Source organism: Paenibacillus sp. VCA1 (assembly GCF_031583795.1).
Lineage (GTDB): Bacteria > Bacillota > Bacilli > Paenibacillales > Paenibacillaceae > Paenibacillus_AQ > Paenibacillus_AQ albilobatus.
In genome coordinates this window covers 25,197-44,072 of sequence record NZ_JAVLSX010000009.1, presented here as the reverse complement: position 1 = coordinate 44,072, position 18,876 = coordinate 25,197, and the positions used below count along the sequence as shown (strand labels likewise).

Annotated in this window: 17 protein-coding genes; 3 read left to right on the top strand and 14 right to left on the bottom strand. The window is 53.2% G+C overall.

The window, feature by feature from the left end; translation table 11 throughout:
- Positions 1–37: 37 nt before the first annotated feature.
- The 11 genes from RJP21_RS20245 to ric form a co-directional block, all read right to left on the bottom strand.
- On the bottom strand, positions 38–769 hold the full coding sequence (locus RJP21_RS20245) for a YwiC-like family protein (RefSeq protein WP_310860921.1): 732 nt from the start codon (positions 767–769) through the stop codon (positions 38–40).
- 6 nt (positions 770–775) lie between these two features.
- Positions 776–1,792 carry a GTP 3',8-cyclase MoaA gene (gene moaA / locus RJP21_RS20240; RefSeq protein ID WP_310860920.1) on the bottom strand — a complete coding sequence of 339 codons (1,017 nt, stop codon included), beginning with the start codon at positions 1,790–1,792 and terminating at the stop codon, positions 776–778.
- Positions 1,793–1,840: 48 nt separating this feature from the next.
- Entirely contained in the window at positions 1,841–3,379 is a 1,539-nt protein-coding gene (locus tag RJP21_RS20235) for a nitrate/nitrite transporter (RefSeq protein WP_310860919.1), read from the bottom strand.
- A gap of 168 nt (positions 3,380–3,547) precedes the next feature.
- Positions 3,548–4,195, bottom strand: a complete 648-nt coding sequence (locus RJP21_RS20230; protein WP_310861143.1) for a response regulator transcription factor — start codon at positions 4,193–4,195, stop codon at positions 3,548–3,550.
- A 3-nt stretch (positions 4,196–4,198) separates the two neighbouring features.
- Positions 4,199–5,260: a sensor histidine kinase gene (locus tag RJP21_RS20225; protein WP_397386255.1), complete on the bottom strand. Its 1,062-nt coding sequence runs from the start codon at positions 5,258–5,260 to the stop codon at positions 4,199–4,201.
- A 5-nt stretch (positions 5,261–5,265) separates the two neighbouring features.
- A complete protein-coding gene (locus RJP21_RS20220; protein ID WP_310860917.1) occupies positions 5,266–5,730 on the bottom strand; it encodes a GAF domain-containing protein in 465 nt (154 codons plus the stop codon).
- A 50-nt stretch (positions 5,731–5,780) separates the two neighbouring features.
- On the bottom strand, positions 5,781–6,473 hold the full coding sequence (narI, locus tag RJP21_RS20215) for a respiratory nitrate reductase subunit gamma (RefSeq protein ID WP_310860916.1): 693 nt from the start codon (positions 6,471–6,473) through the stop codon (positions 5,781–5,783).
- Entirely contained in the window at positions 6,470–7,039 is a 570-nt protein-coding gene (gene narJ, locus RJP21_RS20210; protein ID WP_310860915.1) for a nitrate reductase molybdenum cofactor assembly chaperone, read from the bottom strand. Before narJ ends, narI begins: the two co-directional genes overlap by 4 nt.
- Positions 7,032–8,567 carry a nitrate reductase subunit beta gene (narH, locus tag RJP21_RS20205; RefSeq protein WP_310860914.1) on the bottom strand — a complete coding sequence of 512 codons (1,536 nt, stop codon included), beginning with the start codon at positions 8,565–8,567 and terminating at the stop codon, positions 7,032–7,034. The genes narJ and narH overlap by 8 nt, the downstream gene beginning before the upstream one ends.
- Entirely contained in the window at positions 8,557–12,240 is a 3,684-nt protein-coding gene (locus RJP21_RS20200) for a nitrate reductase subunit alpha (protein WP_310860913.1), read from the bottom strand. The genes narH and RJP21_RS20200 overlap by 11 nt, the downstream gene beginning before the upstream one ends.
- Positions 12,241–12,467: 227 nt before the next feature.
- Positions 12,468–13,166 (bottom strand): iron-sulfur cluster repair di-iron protein, encoded by a 699-nt coding sequence (gene ric / locus RJP21_RS20195; protein WP_310860912.1) that lies wholly within the window; start codon positions 13,164–13,166, stop codon positions 12,468–12,470.
- 227 nt (positions 13,167–13,393) lie between these two features.
- Here ric and RJP21_RS20190 point away from each other — a divergent pair, with 227 nt between their 5' ends.
- The 3 genes from RJP21_RS20190 (at position 13,394) to RJP21_RS20180 (ending at position 16,136) form a co-directional block, all read left to right on the top strand.
- Complete coding sequence (locus RJP21_RS20190) at positions 13,394–14,071, top strand: GntR family transcriptional regulator (RefSeq protein ID WP_310860911.1); 678 nt, start codon at positions 13,394–13,396, stop codon at positions 14,069–14,071.
- Between the two features lie 110 nt (positions 14,072–14,181).
- Positions 14,182–15,270, top strand: coding sequence for a mannonate dehydratase (uxuA, locus tag RJP21_RS20185; RefSeq protein ID WP_310860910.1), 1,089 nt, complete (start codon positions 14,182–14,184; stop codon positions 15,268–15,270).
- A complete protein-coding gene (locus RJP21_RS20180; RefSeq protein ID WP_310860909.1) occupies positions 15,267–16,136 on the top strand; it encodes an SDR family oxidoreductase in 870 nt (289 codons plus the stop codon). Before uxuA ends, RJP21_RS20180 begins: the two co-directional genes overlap by 4 nt.
- 262 nt (positions 16,137–16,398) lie before the next feature.
- Here RJP21_RS20180 and RJP21_RS20175 read toward each other — a convergent pair whose 3' ends face one another.
- The 3 genes from RJP21_RS20175 to RJP21_RS20165 form a co-directional block, all read right to left on the bottom strand.
- Positions 16,399–17,760: an MATE family efflux transporter gene (locus tag RJP21_RS20175; RefSeq protein ID WP_310860908.1), complete on the bottom strand. Its 1,362-nt coding sequence runs from the start codon at positions 17,758–17,760 to the stop codon at positions 16,399–16,401.
- 174 nt (positions 17,761–17,934) lie between these two features.
- Entirely contained in the window at positions 17,935–18,366 is a 432-nt protein-coding gene (locus tag RJP21_RS20170; protein WP_310860907.1) for a MarR family winged helix-turn-helix transcriptional regulator, read from the bottom strand.
- A gap of 123 nt (positions 18,367–18,489) precedes the next feature.
- Complete coding sequence (locus RJP21_RS20165) at positions 18,490–18,873, bottom strand: hypothetical protein (protein ID WP_310860906.1); 384 nt, start codon at positions 18,871–18,873, stop codon at positions 18,490–18,492.
- Positions 18,874–18,876 lie beyond the last annotated feature (3 nt).

Genomic DNA, 18,876 nt, shown 5'->3' with positions numbered 1-18,876 from the left:
GCCCGATATTGAATAACATCGGGCAGTTTTATTATGTTTAAGACAATAACAGCAATGTTAACACCACAAATTGAACGGATCCGGCGATCTCCATCATGCCGACCTTCATCGGCTTTACCATTTTGCCAGAAAAGATCAACGTCTTTGCCAAAGGATAAAGAAAAGGCAGGAACATCCATGGGTTTAAGGTGAGCAATGGCAGCAGAAGCGCGATGATATGGTACATATGCGAATACATCGTCCAGCGTTTATTTTTTCGTTCTCTGAATACCGATTTTACGAAAAATACAGTACCCGTAAAATACACAACATTATACAGCATGACGTCCAGCAGCTCCCTGCCCCAGATGCCGCCTCCCAGCATGTAAGCCGCCGCCCCGCCGGTACAGAACAACAATATGGCGCATATATCGTTTAGAAACGCACGCTCGGCTTTATGACGAACATGCCAAACCGGCACCAAGACAAGGACGATCAACGCGGGAGCGAACCCTGCCAGCCATGGATTCCATATCAAGAGCGGAATAAGAATGAGGGCGGCCGCAACCGCATATCCGATCCCCCAAGAAAGCCACATGCCACGGTTTTTTGCCTTTTTCAACGATTGCAGCAGCGGGTACGACGCCATGTACAGCAGCAGCCAAGCAAGAAACAGCGGTATATGAAGAAGTGTAGGCTTGGCCGCAAACATGCCTGTAATAAAAGGAACACTTAGCATCGCCCAGCCGCCATGTTCTTTCGGAATAACGATATGAACTTTTTTCATCATAAACTGTTAGCCCCCGATATAGGACATTCCGATTTTCTTCCGAGGGGAGGCCGCGTGCTCTGTTCGTTCTTCGGAGTACCTGTCCTCCCGTTTCTCCCAGACGTTTATGATGGCTGCGAGCAGTTCCTCATCCGAAGCGCCTCCGCGAAGCAAACGGCAGATGTCAAAGCCGCTGGAAGCAAAAAGACATGTGTACATTTTCCCGTCGGAAGAGAGCCGCACTCTCGAACAATTAGAGCAAAATGCTTCGGATACGGAAGAAATGAAGCCGACTTCGGCCTGCCCGTCTTTATAACGGTACCTTCGGGCCACTTCGCCGGGATGATCGGGAGCGACGGGTTCAAGCGCCGCCGATCCGCCCAGCCGATCGAATATTTCCCGCTTCGTCACCACTTGCTTAAGGTTCCACCCGTTTTCGTTGCCAACGTCCATAAACTCTATAAAACGGAGCGTAATCCCCTGCGATTTGAAATATTCGGCCATCAGCATAATCTCCCGATCGTTCACTCCCTTTTGCACGACCATATTGACTTTGACCTGAAATCCGATCTCCCTTGCCTCTTCGATATTTTGGAGAATGATAGCCGGCTTGATGCCGCGGCCGTTCATGGCGCCGAACAGCTCGGGGTCCAGGGCGTCCAGGCTGACGTTCAGGCGGCGTAGCCCCGCATCGTACAAGCTTTGCGCCTGCTGTCCAAGCAGAAGTCCGTTTGTCGTGCATCCGATGTCTTCGATGCCATGAATGCCTTGCAGCATCCGGATCAGTTCGGGAAGGCCGCGCCGCATGAGCGGCTCGCCGCCGGTCAACCGTATTTTATGCACGCCAAGCTTGGCAAAAAGGCCGGCCAGGCGCGTGATTTCCTCCCAGGAAAGCAGCATGTCCTTGGGCATAAATGCATAATCGTCTCCGAAGATTTCCTTCGGCATGCAATACGTGCAGCGAAAATTGCAGCGGTCCGTCACGGAAATGCGCAAATCCCGCATCGGCCTGAGGAGCCGATCTTGAATGTTATTTGCCGCCATGGCAGCCGCCTCCCTCCAAATCAATGTCCGTATTTACCCCGGCAGCGGCTAACTCGTCCGCAACGCATCGTCACCCGGCCGGAAGCGGCCGTGAGGCGGCTGATCGGTAATGTCGCTGAACGTGCCTACATAATGAACGACATCCCCCGCGTCATCTTTTACGGCGTTAATGGTTAATAGCTCTAAATATTCCTCGCCGTTTTTCCGGCGGTTCCAAATTTGTCCCTGCCAGCTTCCCCGCGCCTTGATTTCGGACCACATGCGGTCGTAAAACTCGCGGGATTGACGGCCGGATTTGAGCACATTTGGATTTTTGCCGATGACTTCTTCTTCCGTATAACCGGTAAGCTCCGTAAAGGCGGGATTCACCGCATGGATCTTCCCTTTCGTGTCCGTCACAAGGATGCCTTGGCCCGTCGAGTTAAAAACCTCGGAGGATACCGACAATTTATCCTGATAATACATCCAGACCACAATGACAAGACTGGCTAAAGCGACCTGAGAAAGCGCCATAAAGCCGATGGAATATTGGCCTGTCACCGAATGAATGAAGGAGAGCATGAGCGGCGGGAAAAATCCGCCGAGGCCGCCCATCATGGAAACGATCCCGTTGACGATGCCGGCCTGCTTATTAAAATAAAGCGGCACCAGCTTGAAAATAATGCCGTTTCCCAAACCGGCGCAGACGGCAATGGTCAGGCAGCCGACCGTATATAAGCCGATGGATGGCGAGAACGCAAGGATGATCGCAGCAATCGTCAGCCCGACAAAAACGGCCATGAGCAAAAACAGCGGCTTGAATTTATCCGCGAGCCATCCGCCGACAGGACGCAAACAGGTGGCGACGACGATAAATCCGGCCGTCCGCATCCCTGCATCCACCTTGGCGAGTTCGAAATTCGACACCAAAAAGTTGGGCAGATATACTGTAAAGGCTACAAATGCACCGAATGTAATGAAATAGAACAGGGAGAAAAACCACAGCTTTTCATTTTTGTAGACCCCTTTGATTTGCTCGACGATGGGCGTTTTCACTTTTACTTCTTTACGGTCGCCCAAAAAAACGTTCAGGACGGCGAACAGCAGCAGCAAAATTAAATACAGCCGGACCGTGCTGCTCCATCCGATCTGCGTGGCAATGACGGGCGCGGCAAACGTGGTGATCGCCGTTCCGATATTCCCCATCCCGTAGATGCCGTTGACCAGACCCAGCTTCTCCTTGGAGTAATATTTGGGCAGCGAGGTGACGCCAACCGAAAATACTGCCCCTCCGATCCCAAGGAAAAGTCCTCCGATCACCAGAGAGGTAAAAGAGGAGGCGGCGCTGATTAAATATACGGGAACTAAAAGTAGAATAAAGCTTGTAATAAATACGATTCTGGCGCCAACCACATTGGCGTAATACCCTAGCGGAATCCGCAGAACCGAACCCAAAACGACCGGTATCGCCGTCAGAATTGCGATCTTGTCCGCCGGAATGGATATATCTTCGCGGATAAACGGCAGAAGCGCGGAGATGATGACCCATACCATAAATCCCAGCACCAGATTTAATGTTTGCAGCGGGAGCTGCATTTTTTTGATCATGCCAATCACCTTTTCCAAACGTATTGAACGGCTGACTTTATTGATCCCCACGCCTTATTGTAAGTGCAAGAATTCACAAAAGTAATAGGGAAGTTCCCTGAACCTTGCCGGGGAACTTCCCTATATCGGTGATCTAAACTGGATGATTACGAATACATTCTATAACCTTCAAAAATCGAGGAGCTTTTTCTTCAGCGCATATTCGACCAGCTCCGGACGGCTCTTCAAATTCAGCTTCTCCATGATTTTCGCCTTATGCGCTTCCACCGTCTTGACCGAAACGTACAGCTTTTCCGCGATTTCCTTGTTGCCGTAACCTTTGGCGATCAGCGGCAAAATCTCGATCTCGCGTTTCGAAAGGCTGTTAAACGGATCGCTGTCCGGGCTTTCGCTGTCTTTTTTAATGAACTCCCGCACCAAAGCCGTCGCCATCTGGGGATGGATGTAGGTCCCTCCTTTATGCACCATGCGAATGGCGGAGACCAGCTCTTCGTCGGGCGCATTTTTAAGGACATATCCTGAGGCGCCGTTTTTAAGCACATGAAACAGGTAGTCGTCATCATCGTACATCGTTAATATTAAAATTTTCGTTTCCGGAAAGTCGGCGCTGATCTTGCCGGTTGCGATGAGGCCGCTCTCGCCGGGAGGCATGCTTAAGTCCATCAGGAGCACATCCGGACGGTGTTTCGCCACCATGGCGTAAGCCTCCAGCCCGTCGGCAGCCGTCGCGACAACCTCCATATCCGGCTGGTAATTCAGGATCATGGAAAACCCGCTCCGTACGACGGCGTGATCATCCGCGATCACAATTTTCATCATTCATTCGCCCCCTGCCTCAAAAGAACTTATTGGAATGCGAAGCTGAACGGTCGTTCCCTCGCCGGGCGCCGAATGCAGCGTGAACTGCCCCCCTACCAGGTCGGCGCGTTCACGCATGCCGTAAAGTCCGAGACCGGTTCCCTTGGCTTCGCCGGCGTTTAAGTTGAACCCGACCCCTTCATCGCGTACCGTCAGCAATAGATGGCCCTGTTCCTCGCATAACCGCACATGGACCTCATCCATGCCCGAATATTTCAAGGCGTTCAGCACCGCCTCCTGGCAAATGCGATACACGACGGTTTCGATTTCGCTGCCGTACCTTGCGGCGGCCAACTCGGCGGAAAATTGGACGAGCATGCCGTAATTTTTTTCGATCCATTTGAAATGCGAACGAAAAGCGGCCTCCAGCCCTAAATCGTCCAAAGAAGAGGGGCGAAGCTCGACCGATAAATGCCGGATGTCGTCGAGCAAACGGGTAAGCGACGCCTCGGTCTGCCGTAGTTTATTGAGCGCATCTTTCCCGACGTCCATATATTTTAATACGCGCAGGTCGACTAGCGAACTAAGCAGCTCTTGGGCAACGCTGTCATGCAGCTCGCGCGAAATTCGTTTTCGCTCGTCTTCCTGGGCTTTGATGACATATTTCAGCATATTCATGCGCTGCAGCATTTCCTGCGTGCGCTGCTGTTTCGTCAGGTCGAGCAGCATCAGCACCCGAATCCCGCGGGACTCGTCGATCGTATGATAGCTGGCGGCATAAGGAACGATCCCTTCGCCCCGCGTTCTCAGATACACCTGGAACGAGGAAAATTCCCCTTGAGGGTAATCCAGATAACATTTGGAGCAGGAGATGAGGTCCTTTTCATCCGTATACCCTTTGCAGGTCTGGCAAAAAGATTCGTCCACGCCCGACCGCATCCGCTGGATCACGTCGACGTCCAGGATGTTCTCCGCCGCAGGGTTCATGGCGATGACGTTTCCCGCCTCATCGATAAAAAAGATGGCCTCCATGCTGTTCAGATACATCTTTTTCAGCAGATCGTGCAAATGCTCCTCCGTCATATGAATCACGGATGCACCCCCTCCTTCACGCAAAAAGCTCCGAACTCCGATCCGAGCTCTTGTTGAAAATGCTCGAACGAAGCTGCGTCCAGCCGATTTTCCGCGCGGTACCCTGCAAGCAGCACGCCGATGACGCGTTTTCCTTCCCACAACGGAACCGCTCCAAGGCTTTTCAATCGCTCGGCGACGATGATGGGATAATTAAACAGATCCCGTGCGTTCAGGTCCGTCGTTACATTGGGGATGAGCATCGGTTTTCCGGTTTTGAATACGATCCCCGCTATCCCCTTCCCGGAATGAAGCACGATCCGCTTATAGCGCTCGTTTAAATTTCCCGATGCATACTGCCAGGTTAATACGAACCGGTCCTCAGCCGACTGCACCAAAGCCAACGACACGAAATCGAATTGGAACCGGTCTCGAAGCCTGTCGATTTCCTTCTGATAATGAAAGATCGGCTGATTCTTCATAATCATTGCTCCCCTGACGTAGAAAAGAAGGCTGCATGGCCTTCTCTCGTCTACGAATCTAATTTGCGGTGCCTTCTATACAGGATATACCTTCTGCCCAAATAATTCAAAGGAACGCTCCACACATGGACAAGCCGGGTAAACGGCCACAAAGCGAAGATGCAAAAGCCCGCTAAAATGTGTATTTGAAAACTAAGCGGAACGTCACGCATCAGCGAGGCGTCGGGACGCAGGATGAACAAATCCCTGAACCAAACCGAGATGCTCTCCCGATAGTTGAAATCCGGCTGCGCCCAATTGGTAACCAGCGTGCTGTACATGCCCATAAACACGATGAATAACAGCAGCGCATTGACAATCAAGTCCGAGGCCGAGCTGAGCCGGCGCACGTTTTTGATCGTAAACCTCCGCGCCGTCAGGAGCAGCATCCCTGCCAACGTCAACACGCCGAAAGCCCCGCCGACATACACCGCGCCGATATGATACAGATGATCATCGATCCCCGCAGCCTCCATCCACGACTGGGGAATGCCAAGGCCGGCGATATGGCCGCCAATGACGGGTATGATCCCGAGATGGAACATCAGGCTTCCAAGTTTAAGACGTTTTTTTTCAATGAATTCGCTCGATTTAGCCGTCCAGTTGAATTGGTCCGTACGGTAGCGGTAGATGTGGCCGACAATAAAGATCATCACGCACATATAAGGGAAAATAACCCACAGAAACTGATCCATCATATTCATGATTCGGCAGCCTCCTGAACGATGCATGCTTTAAACGTATCGCGCAGAGCTTGGATCAGATGGGAATAAGGACTCTCGAGCTTCTTCAATGCTTTGAGAAGATGATACGTTCCGTCTTCCATTACGGCGATGACCAGATCAAGGCTCTCCGCAGCTTCTTTTTCATGCCCCCTCCAATCGGCCGCAGACAGAAATTCGCACATCAGCGGCAGGTAATCCGACAACTCGGAACTATTAATGTCAAGGCCAAACCGCTGATAAGTCTCTTTCAACCCGACCAGCATCTTCCCGCGTTCCTTCCCGTCGCCGAATTTCGCGTAGGTCATATAGAGCGTCGTTTGCTTTTGAAAATCGAATGTTTGAACATACATCTCCTCGATGCTCTCCATGCTGTACTCGTGCATCATATTCCAGAAGGTAAGAACCGAGGCATATGCCGGATGGGAATAGTCGATCGACTCCTCCAATACTAAGGGATGGAAATCAAGCTTTTCCGGATACGTAAGCATCCGGGCGAAAAATCCGAACGCATGTTTACATTCATGCAGCTTTTCGATATTAATCACGCCAGATCCCCCCATAGAAATTCTCTTCGTACAATTCTTTGCCGGTTTTGCCCTGCGGGCTTGCCGGGCCGCATCCGCCGCATGCCGCACCGAAGCCCTCAAGGCCTTGGGAGCGGTATACGTCCATATGGCTTTCTTTATGCGAGGTCGGGATGACAAACCGGTCTTCGTATTTGGCGATTGCCAGCAGACGGTACATCTGTTTGATCTGGGAAGCTGTCAGACCCACTCGCGCAAGCCGCGCTTCGTCAAATTCAGCGCCGGACGAATGTGCGCGCATGTAGGAACGCATCATCGCCATCTTTTGCAGGGCTTCCTTCACCGTCGCGGTGTCGCCCGCCGTCAGCAGATTCGCGAGGTACTGGATCGGCGTGCGCATCTCTTCGATCGCCGGGAAAATCATGTCCGGGTTCGCGATCGAATCCCTGCCTTCAAAGTAGTTCATGATCGGGCTCAGCGGCGGCACATACCATACCATCGGTAGCGTCCGGTATTCCGGATGAAGCGGGAAAGCCAGCTTGTATTCCATGGCCAGCTTATAGACAGGCGAGTTCTGGGCGGCTTCGATCCATTCTTCCGTGATGCCGTCCTTCCGCGCCTGCTCGATGACGGCAGGATCATGCGGATCCAGGAACAGATCGAACTGCGCCTGGTACAGGTCCTTTTCATCGGGCGTAGAAGCTGCTTCCTGTACCCGGTCCGCGTCGTACAGCAGGACGCCCAAATACCGGATACGGCCGGTGCAGGTTTCCGAGCAGACGGTCGGCAGCCCCGCTTCGATCCGCGGGAAACAGAAGGTGCATTTTTCGGCTTTGTTCGTTTTCCAGTTAAAATAGACTTTTTTGTAAGGGCAGCCGGTCATGCAATACCACCAACCGCGGCAGGCCTCCTGATCCACCAGCACGATCCCGTCCTCATCCCGCTTATACATCGCTCCCGAAGGGCAGGATGCCACGCAGCTCGGATTCAGGCAATGCTCGCACAAACGGGGAAGATACATCATAAACGCTTGCTCGAAGTTGAACTTGATCTCTTCCTCGATTTTTTCGATGTTCGGGTCTTTCGGCCCCGTCACATGCGCTCCTGCGAGATCATCCTCCCAGTTCGGGCCCCATTTCAGGTCCATCGTTTCTCCGGTGACTGCCGATTTCGGACGGGCCACAGGCTGATGCTTTTTCTCCCCCGCATTGGTCAGATGCTCATAGTTGTAAGTCCATGGTTCGTAGTAGTCTTTCATTTCCGGCATGTCGGGATTGTAAAATATTTTTCCGAGCGCGATTTTGGACAACTTGCTGCCGGATTTCAGCTGCAACTTCCCTTTATGGAGCGTCCAGCCCCCCTTGTATTTCTCCTGATCTTCCCACTGGACCGGATAACCGACGCCGGGTTTCGTTTCCACGTTGTTGAACCACATATATTCGGCTCCGGGCCGGTTCGTCCAGGTACTTTTGCAGGTGACGCTGCATGTATGGCAGCCGATGCATTTATCCAGATTCATTACCATGGCGACTTGCGCTTTAATCTTCAAGCCAATCCACCTCTTTCATTTTGCGGACAGCCACGTACACATCCCGCTGGTTGCCGATCGGTCCGTAGTAGTTGAATCCATAGCTGAGCTGAGCATATCCGCCGACCATCTGCGTCGGCTTCACGTGAATCCGGGTCGGGGCATTATGGCTGCCGCCGCGTTCCTTCGTGATCTCGGAGCCGGGCACGTTGATATGTTTATCCTGGGCATGGTACATGTACATCGTTCCCTTGGGCATCCGATGGCTGACCACGGCCCGAGCCGTCACGACGCCATTGCGGTTGTATACCTCCAGCCAGTCGTTATCGTTAATGCCGTTTGCCTCCGCATCTTCGTCGTTCAGCCATACTGTCGGTCCACCCCGGAAAAGCGTCAGCATATGCAGGTTATCCTGGTACGTGCTGTGGATGTTCCATTTGCCATGCGGCGTCAGATAGCGGAGCACAAGCGTGTCTTTGCCTCCGGCAATCTGTTTGTCGCGCGGTCCAAACACCATCGGCGGCAGCGTTGGTTTATAGACAGGCAGCGCTTCGCCGAACTGCAGGAAAAACTCGTGATCAAGGTAGAAATGCTGCCTTCCCGTCAGCGTCCGGAACGGTACAAGCCGCTCGATGTTCGTCGTAAACGGCGAGTATCTTCTTCCCATTTTATTGGAGCCGCTGAACACCGGCGTCGGAATGACCTCCCGCGGCTGGGATGTAATGCTCTGGAAGGTGATGCGCTCGGCCGCCCGATCCGCGGAAATGTCCTTCAACGGCACGCCCGTGTCCTTTTCGGCGGATTCCCAAGCGCGCTGCGACACCCGGCCGTTTGTGGCAGAGGAAATGTTTAATATGACATCCGCCGCGTTTCTGGCGGTATAGAGCTTTGGAAGCCCGCTTTTGATCGAATCGTCCTCATATGTCCCGTTGATCCGTTTCAGCTCTTCGTATTCCTCCGCCACCGAAAAGCTGACGCCGTGAGCCCCGACTTTGCCCGAGGCGAGATTCGGTCCGAGCGTAATGAATTTATCGTAAATTTGCGTGTAATCGCGTTCGACGACGGTCAGGTTCGGCATCGTTTTGCCCGGCACGGCTTCGATTTCCCCTTTGCGCCAATCCTTCACCTCGCCGTAAGGCTGGGCGATTTCGTTCACGGAATCATGCGCGAGCGGAGTGCTCACCAAGTCCTTGTATACGCCTGGCAGATACGTCTTGGCCATGTTCGAAAACGTCTGCGCGATCGTTCTGTAAATGTCCCAGTCCGAGCGCGATTCCCACAGCGGATCCACCGCCGGATTAAACGGATGGACGAAAGGATGCATGTCGGTCGACGACAAATCGGTTTTTTCGTACCAGGTCGCCGCGGGCAGAACCACATCCGCATACATCGGCGTCGCGGTCATCCGGAAATCGAGGGCTACAAGCAGATCCAGCTTGCCCTCCGTATTTTCGCGCCACACCATTTCTTCCGGCTTCTCATCCTCATTCGGCTCCGAAAGCAGGCCGTCGGACGTCCCCAGCAGATGTTTCATGAAATACTCCTGCCCTTTGGCGGAGCTTGAAATCAGGTTCGAACGCCACACGAACAAGGAACGCGGGAAATTTTCGGGCGCGTCGGGGTCTTCCGCCGCAAATCTGGTTTTGCCTGAAACGATCTCCTGAAGCGCATGTTTTACGATCTCCTCGTTTGCGGTTTTCCCCTGTTTCGCCGCTTCTTCCGCAAAAGCCAAGCTGCTTTTGTTGAACTGCGGGTAGGACGGCAGCCAGCCGAGTCTGGCCGCCAAGACGTTATAATCCGCCGGATGCCGGTAACGGATCTCCCCGCCCGTAGGCGATTTCAAGGAGTCTGCACCCATCTCCTCGTATTTCCATTGATCGGTGGCGAAGTAGAAAAACGAGGTCGCGTTTTGCTGGCGCGGCGGCCCCTGCCAATCCTTGGCGAAGGCGACCGTGGACCATCCCTCAATCGGCCGGCATTTCTCCTGGCCCACATAATGGGCCCAGCCTCCGCCGTTTACGCCCTGCGAGGCCGTCAAAATGACGAGGTTCAAGATCGCGCGGTAGATCGTGTCGCTGTTGAACCAGTGATTGATTCCCGCCCCCATGATGATCATGGAGCGTCCGCCCGTATCAAGGGCATTTTGCGCAAACTCGCGGGCAATCTGGATCAGGACCGAGGCTTTGACGCCGGTGATCTTTTCCTGCCAGGCAGGGGTGTAGAACGAGTTTGCATCGTCGTAGCCTGAGCCTGCTCCTTCCATGCCGCTTCCCGCCCGGTCGATCCCGTATTGGCTTAGCATGAGATCGTACACCGTCACGGCCAAGCGTTCGCTGCCATCGGCGAGCCGGATCGTTTTCGCTGGAATTCGGCGCTCGAACGTGCCATTGGCGTTGTTGTCGAAATACGGAAAATAGATCGTTTGCGGCTGTGTTCCCTGTTCTGCAATGGACAAGGCCGGAGAAATGACGGAACCGTCCTCGCGTTCAAGCTTCAGGTTCCACTTTTTGTCCTGTTCCCAGCGCTGGCCCATCGTACCGTTCGGAACGATGATCTCCCCCGTCGTTTCGTCAATGATCACCGGCTTCCATTCGGCGTGTTGGGACTCATCGCCCAAATCGCTTGCCCGCAGGAACCGGCCCGCCTTATAGCCTCCCTCGTATTCATCGAGCAGGAGAAGGAACGGCATATCCGTATATTGTTTCGCGTAGTTCAGGAACATCGGCTCCTGCCGCTCTTCATAAAACTCTTTTAAAATGACATGGGTCATGGCCTGCGCGACGGCCGCATCCGTGCCCGGATTCGGGGCCAGCCAATGGTCGGCGAACTTCACGTTTTCCGCATAGTCCGGCGCCACCGACACGACCTTGGTGCCTTTGTAGCGTACTTCGGTCATAAAATGGGCATCCGGCGTCCGCGTTAACGGCACGTTGGAGCCCCACATGATCAAGTAACCGGCGTTGTACCAGTCGCTCGATTCCGGCACGTCCGTTTGCTCGCCCCAAATTTGCGGAGAAGCGGGCGGCAGGTCCGCATACCAGTCATAGAAACTAAGCATCTCTCCTCCAAGCAGGGAGACGAATCTCGCCCCCGACGCATAGGAGATCATCGACATCGCCGGGATCGGCGTGAAACCGGCAATCCGGTCGGGGCCGTATTTGCGGATCGTATATATTAATTGCGCGGAGATCAGCTTCGTGGCATCCTGCCAGGATACGCGCACATGGCCGCCTTTTCCGCGCGCTTGCTTATAACTCTTGGACTTCTGCGGATCTTCCACGATGCTGGCCCAAGCGGCGACCGGGTCATCGCCATGCTCCTGCAAAGCCTGATTCCACAAGCGCCACAGCTTGCCGCGAATATATGGATATTTCACCCGCAGAGGGCTGTATTCGTACCATGAAAACGACGCCCCCCGCGGGCATCCGCGCGGCTCGAATTCCGGCATGTCCGGACCGCAGGAAGGATAATCGATCTGCTGGTTCTCCCATGTGATGATGCCGTTTTTGACGAACACCTTCCAGCTGCACGAACCGGTGCAGTTCACGCCATGCGTCGTCCGCACGACCTTGTCGTGCGACCAGCGGCCGCGGTACATATCTTCCCAATCCCGGCTTTTTTCCTCCAGAACGGACCAGTTGTCCGAGTAGCTTTCCAATCGTTTGAAAAACTTCAATCCCTGTTTACGCTTCATAGGAAGCTCACTCCTTATGCATGAATGACAATGATCGGGGAATCAATATGTCGTCCATTCGGATACTTTTATTATGCGGGCCGCCTTTTGCGGTTCATATTAGGGAAACTCCTATTTCCCCGCCAAAATTCCCTCGGGTCGCCCAGCCGTTCGCCTTTATATGACTTTTTTCATGCGCTTACCAAAAAAATCCCCTCTTCACGTTGTGAAGAAGGGTCCAATGATCGTTATACCGCAGCACGTATCCGATCGAACAGCACGTTGTTTTCAAGGTGAATATGTTCGAAGGTGTCCTTCTCAAGCGCCGCAAGCCGCTGATAAACCAGTCTGTATGTTCCGCAGGCGTCCACCGGAGGCAGGAAATCGCCCGTAATTTCCCTTAGCTCCTTCAGCAGGCTGCCGGCTTGCTCATGCTCCCGTTCCAGCTCGGACACATGCGGCTTTAGTTGCTCGGATACCTCGGGGCCTGGCTGCTCTACAAATTTCAGCACAAGCGGAAATACGTTCCGATCCTCGTCTTCGGTATGCGCGAGCAGCTCCGCTTTCAGTTCAGCGAACAATTGCTGGACGCGCAGCAGCTCGGGATGGCGGTCGCCATGAACCCGGGCAAGTTTTGTCACGTACGGCGTCAATGCCGGAAGCTCCTCGCGCAGGAAGGCGTGATGTTTGGATTGGATGTACCCGATCAATTCAGGTTCTGTGAGCTCGCCTGGCCGGCTGGCATGGTTTTCGGCCATCTTTGTTTCCAGTTCCCGGATGCTCTCGAGAACCGTTTCCGGATCCAGCTTCCGTTTGTTCGCCGCCTCCTCCAAAGGAATTTTGCCGCCGCAGCAAAAATCGATTCGCAGCGCGCGGAACACGTCGGCCGCTTGCGGGATGGCCGTCACAATATCGGACACTTTCGTTTGAAGCGTAAATGAACTCATTTGAAAGAACCTCCATTCATTGGGTTTTCTACCTTATGTGGATGATCTTGCTTCGGTTGGTTTCAAACCCAGTATAGAAAAAGCGCCCCCTACCTGATGTGATTACGTTCATACCAAATTTCAACAATCCGTGAACTCCTTATGGTTTATCATATCCCTTTTCCGCCAACTTTTTGGTTCACGACTGCCATACTTGTATGGTAGTATGGAACATAGGAGGTGACCCTATGGATGATCGCATGCTTCAGCCGTCGGGATCGGCCGGCAGCATCGTATACCAGCAGTTGAAACAGCAAATCGTCAGCCTGGAGCTGCCGCCCGGAACCGCCTTATCCGAAAAGGAAACCTCGCTGGCCTTCGAGGTAAGCCGCACCCCCGTGCGCGAAAGCTTCGTACGGCTGGCGCAGGAAGGCTTGGTTCTCGTCCTGCCGCAACGCGGCACTCGGGTGTCGCTTATTGACTCCGATCTTGTCGAGGAAGCCCGTTTCATGCGCGAGCAGCTGGAAAAAGCCGTCGTTCGGCTCGCATGCGAAGATTTCCCGGAGGATCGGCTCATCGAGCTGGAAAACAATCTGACGCAGCAGCAGGAGGCGATTCGCCAGCAGGACAGCAAAAAAATGTTCGAGCTGGACGAAACCTTCCACCGGATCCTGTTTGCCGGCTGCCGCAAAAACGGAACGTGGGACGTCATTCAGCAAATGAATGCCCATTTTAACCGAAGCCGCATCCTTTGGCTGTGGACCGACCCGCATTGGGAGATTCTTTATGAGCAGCACCGGGAAATGTTTCTTGCAATCAAGGAGCAGCGTGCGGATCAAGCCGAACGGATCATGTTGGAGCATATGCGTCTCAGTATCGCGAACCTCCCCGTGCTCAAAGAGCGTTATCCCGATTTTTTCAAATGAAAGCGTTTAACTCCATTGCAATGACAACAACGCATGCCCGGTGACCGGACCATCGCGGCTTTCGAGCTGCGGAAACGTCCCGATTCATTACGTGAAAAGGCGGTGCAGATATGCGCATGGTATTCCGGTGGTTCGGCGAGGGAAACGACACCGTTTCGCTGAGCCACATCAAACAAATCCCCGGCGTGGAAGGGATCGTGTGGGCGCTGCATGACGTCCCGGCCGGAGAAGAATGGCCCATGGAAAAAATACTGGAGATCCGCGACCAGGCGGCCAAATACGGCCTCCATCTCGACGTGGTTGAAAGCGTCAACGTTCACGAAGATATCAAGCTGGGCCGTCCGACCCGCGACCGGTACATTCAAAACTATATCGCCACGATCGAAAAGCTGGCCAAGGTCGGCGTCAAAGTGATCTGCTACAATTTTATGCCGGTTTTCGACTGGGCCCGAACCGAGCTGCATAAAAAGATGGATGACGGCTCTACCGCGCTCTTTTTCGAAAAATCCCGCATCGACGGCATCGATCCGTTTAAGCTTGTCGAGGAAATCAACCGGAACAGCACCTTGACGATGCCGGGCTGGGAGCCGGAGCGGCTGGCGCATTTGACGAGCCTGTTCGAGGCCTATAAAGGCGTGTCCGCCGAGGATTTATGGGAGCATCTCGCCTACTTCCTGAAAGCCGTCGTTCCCGTAGCCGAACGCTGCGGCATTCAAATGGCCATCCACCCGGATGATCCGCCATGGCCGATTTTTGGTCTGCCGCGCATCATTACCGGACAGGAAAGCCTGCGGCGGTTGCTCGGCATCGTCGACAGCCCTTCCAACGGCATTACGCTCTGCAGCGGCTCGTTCGGGGCTAACCCCGAAAACGACATCATCGCGATGATTCACGAGTTCCATGAACGGATTCCGTTCGCCCATATCCGCAACGTCCGCGTCTACGAAAACGGCGATTTCATCGAGACCTCGCACCGGACCCAGGACGGAACCGTCGATATTGCCGGGATCGTCAAAGCGTATCATGACCATGGATTTACCGGGTATGCAAGACCCGATCACGGCCGCCACCTTTGGGATGAAGAATGCAGACCGGGTTACGGCCTGTATGACCGCGCGCTTGGCATTATGTATTTGTGGGGATTGTGGGATGCCCTGGAGCGGGTCGAACCTATTCACAGAAAAGAGGGAGCCGTATGAGTGCAAATGCGAATGTTCTGCCCATCCACCCTGCGCTAAAAGGCAAAACGGTCGTCATCACCGGCGGGTCGGGCGTATTATGCCGGGCGATGGCCTTGGAGCTTGGCCGGCAACAAGGAGCCCAGGTCGCGATTCTGAACCGGACCGCTTCCAAAGGAGAGGCTGTTGCCGAAGAAATCCGCGCCGCAGGGGGCACGGCCGCCGCGATCGGCTGCGACGTGACCGACAAGGACAGCGTGGAAGCTGCCGAAAAAGAGGTCCGCGAGCGCTTTGGCGGCTGCGATATTCTCATCAACGGGGCAGGCGGGAACCATCCAAGCGCCAATACGACGAATGAGATTTACCATACCGGCGACGAATCCCTGCCGGATATCACGTCTTTTTTCGATGTCAGCGTTCAGGGCTTCCGGAACGTAATGGACTTGAACTTTATCGGTACCTTCCTTCCTACGCAAATTTTCACCAAATATATGGCGGGACGCCCGGGAGCTACCGTGCTGAACATTTCTTCCATGAGCTCCGTCAGCCCGATGACAAAGGTTCCCGCCTACAGCGCGGCCAAAGCGGCGATCAACAATTTTACGCAGTGGCTCGCCGTGCATTTTGCTGAAACGGGCATCCGCGTCAACGCGATGGCTCCGGGATTTTTCCTGACGGAACAAAACCGTGCGTTGCTCACCAACCCCGACGGGTCCCTTACCGAACGGTCGCATAAAATCATCACCCACACCCCGATGCGCCGTTTTGGCGTGCCGGAGGATCTGCTGGGCACCATGCTCTGGCTGGTCGATGATTCGGTATCCGGCTTCGTTACGGGAACCGTCATTCCCGTGGACGGAGGATTTATGGCCTACTCGGGCGTTTAAATCGGCATTGCGATCAAATGCCCTGCGAGAAGTAAAATAGGACCGGGAAACCCGCGAAGAGGCAGGGACGTCCGCCAAAAAGCCATTTGATCCAGTGAATCGTGACGCAAAAAGGGAAGCCGAGGCGCATCAGCGACCTTGGACTTCCCTTTTTAGGTTATTATTTTGCTTCCGACACAATCATGCCGATCCGCTTACGGTTACCGTTTTTGCATTTAATGATCCAAAATGTCCCTTCCAATCAACGTTGCTCCCTGCGGCGTTATGCGGCGATCCCCGTTTCAAGCCGGTTTATTTTTTTCGCATACCCCATGTAAAGGATCAAACCTGTCGCAGCCGTAATGGTTTCTGTAATCGTCATCGACCAAATCACGCCGTGAAGGCCGAAGAAATGATGAAGCAAGATAATAACCGGAATGAAAAGCGCTCCCTGCACCGCCGCCATGATCGTGGTCGGCACGCCTTCACCCGATGCCTGAAAAACCCCTGTGAACAAGCCGGTAAAGCCGTTAAACAGCGCGGATATCAGCATGGCGCCCATAATATACACCCCGATGGACAGCACGGACGCGTCATTGCTGAACAGTTGGACGACGGAATGTCTCAGCAGCAATACGACGCCGATGAATACGCCGGAGATGACGCCGATGTACACGGCCGTTTGCTTGATGGCTCCTTTCAGGCGCGCGATATTGCGGTTCGAAAAATTGTACGCGATCAAAGGAATAATGCCGAGGAATAATCCCATCGTCAAGAATTCCGGCAGTTGAACGATGCGTAACGCGATGCCGAAGCTCGCGACCACATGCTCCCCGTATTCCATCGAATAGTTGTTCAGCAGCAGCGTGGTCACGATCAAAAAAGAGGTTTGAATCAATTCCGAAACGCCGATTTTGTACACTTCCAGCTGATCCTTCGCCCCAATCGCGGCATGATGCATAAACCCTTTCAAATTCTCGCTTCGTTTTTCCAAATACCAGACATAATAAGCGGCGGATCCGATGTTCGCCAATACCATCGAAAGCGCGGCGCCGAAGACATGCCAGTCGAGCACCAAAATAAACAAAATGTCGAACACGATGCTAAGAACGATGCTGACAAGCATGCCGTACATGGATTCCCGGGATGCGCCTTCCGAGCGCACGATCTGCTCCAGGCAGAAATTCCAGATGATAGCGAAACCGCCGATGAACAAGGTGAGTGTGTACTGCTTCGTGTAAGCCAACGTCGCCGCATCGGCGCCGAGCAGATGAACGATCGGGTTCACCGTAAAATAAGCGGCCAGCGCGATGATAATTCCGGCAACCAAGCTTCCATAAAAAGAATACCCTGCGACACGTTTCGCCTTCTCTCCTTCACCCTTAGCCACGAGACGGGTAATGAACGTCCCTCCTCCAACGCCGAAAATATTGCCGATCGCCATCAAGACCGTAAAAATCGGCAGTCCCAGCGTAATGGCGCTGAGCATCGCCGTATCGTGAACCAGTCCGATAAAAAAGGCGTTGATAATGTTGTAGATCGTTCCCGCCGACATGCCAAGCATCATCGGGATCGACAAATGCGCAATGGCTTTGCGGATCGGCGCTTCCTCCAAATAGTACGTGTTGGATGGTGCTTCTTTCATGTTTCATTCCTCCATTCGATTATTGACTTCTAACTATTTGAATTCTAAGTTTATAGATACAAATTTAGCTGTTGCACTGATAGAATTCTAAGCTTATATATAAGGTAGATATTTTACATTTAGAATTCTAAGTTTTGGTCCGGCAGCAGCCCTTGCCGCTGCAAAAACTGATTCCTATCCTAATCGCTGATTGATCTTGCTCAGCAACTTCAATAACGTCTCTTGTTCTTCTGCCGACAGAGCCTGGATGATTTCATTCTCGACATTCGCAAAAGCCCCCTCGAAAGCGTCGATCAGCTCTTCCCCCTTGGGCAGCACATAGATATTTTTTTGACGCTCGTTATCGGCGGGAATTTTGCGCTCGACGTAGCCTTTTTTCTCCAGACCTTGCAGCATGCTCGTAATGCTGGCCTCCCGGCGCTGGAATGCTTTGGCGAGATCCTTCTGGATCAAACCTCTGTCCTGATGCTGGGCAATGTAGCTGATCATCCGCCCCTGCTGGGCGTTCAGTCCCAGCTCTTGAATGCTCTCATCGGCTTTTCGCTTGAGCTTGAGGCCGATCATCTGAAACAAGTTCGAAAAAGTCGTCCCCTCTCTGCCCCTCATGGCCATCCCCCTTTCTAAAAGTGCTAACTGTTAGATTTCTAAGTTTCATTAAAGCAACTATACACCGCTTCCTTATTCTTGTCAACACACACTATGATCCCACTCCCATTCCAACGTTGGAAATCATCGAGCTCTAGCAAACCGGATTATAGTGAAAGCCAACTCTGTTGGTTGTCGAGCCAACATATTTCCGTTATAGGCAATCTTCTCCTTCAAAACAGAAGCCTCAATCTCTAAATCGTTCATCTGTCGAATCGCTTCCAGCCTGGCATGATCGTCTAGCTGGTCTGTTAACGAGGTCAGCCGTTCTGCTTGGTCAAACAATAGATGAAATTTTGTCGTTACCTGTGCAGCCGTTCTTCCTGACTGTTTCAGCTTGTCTGCCTGGTTTCTTAACTCTCTGGCTTGCTGGTAATGCTCCGCAATTTGTGCTCTAATCACCATATCTGCTTGAGCCTGTGCAATTAATACTGTTTTCTCTGCTACTGCCTGTACTTCTTTTGCCATTGG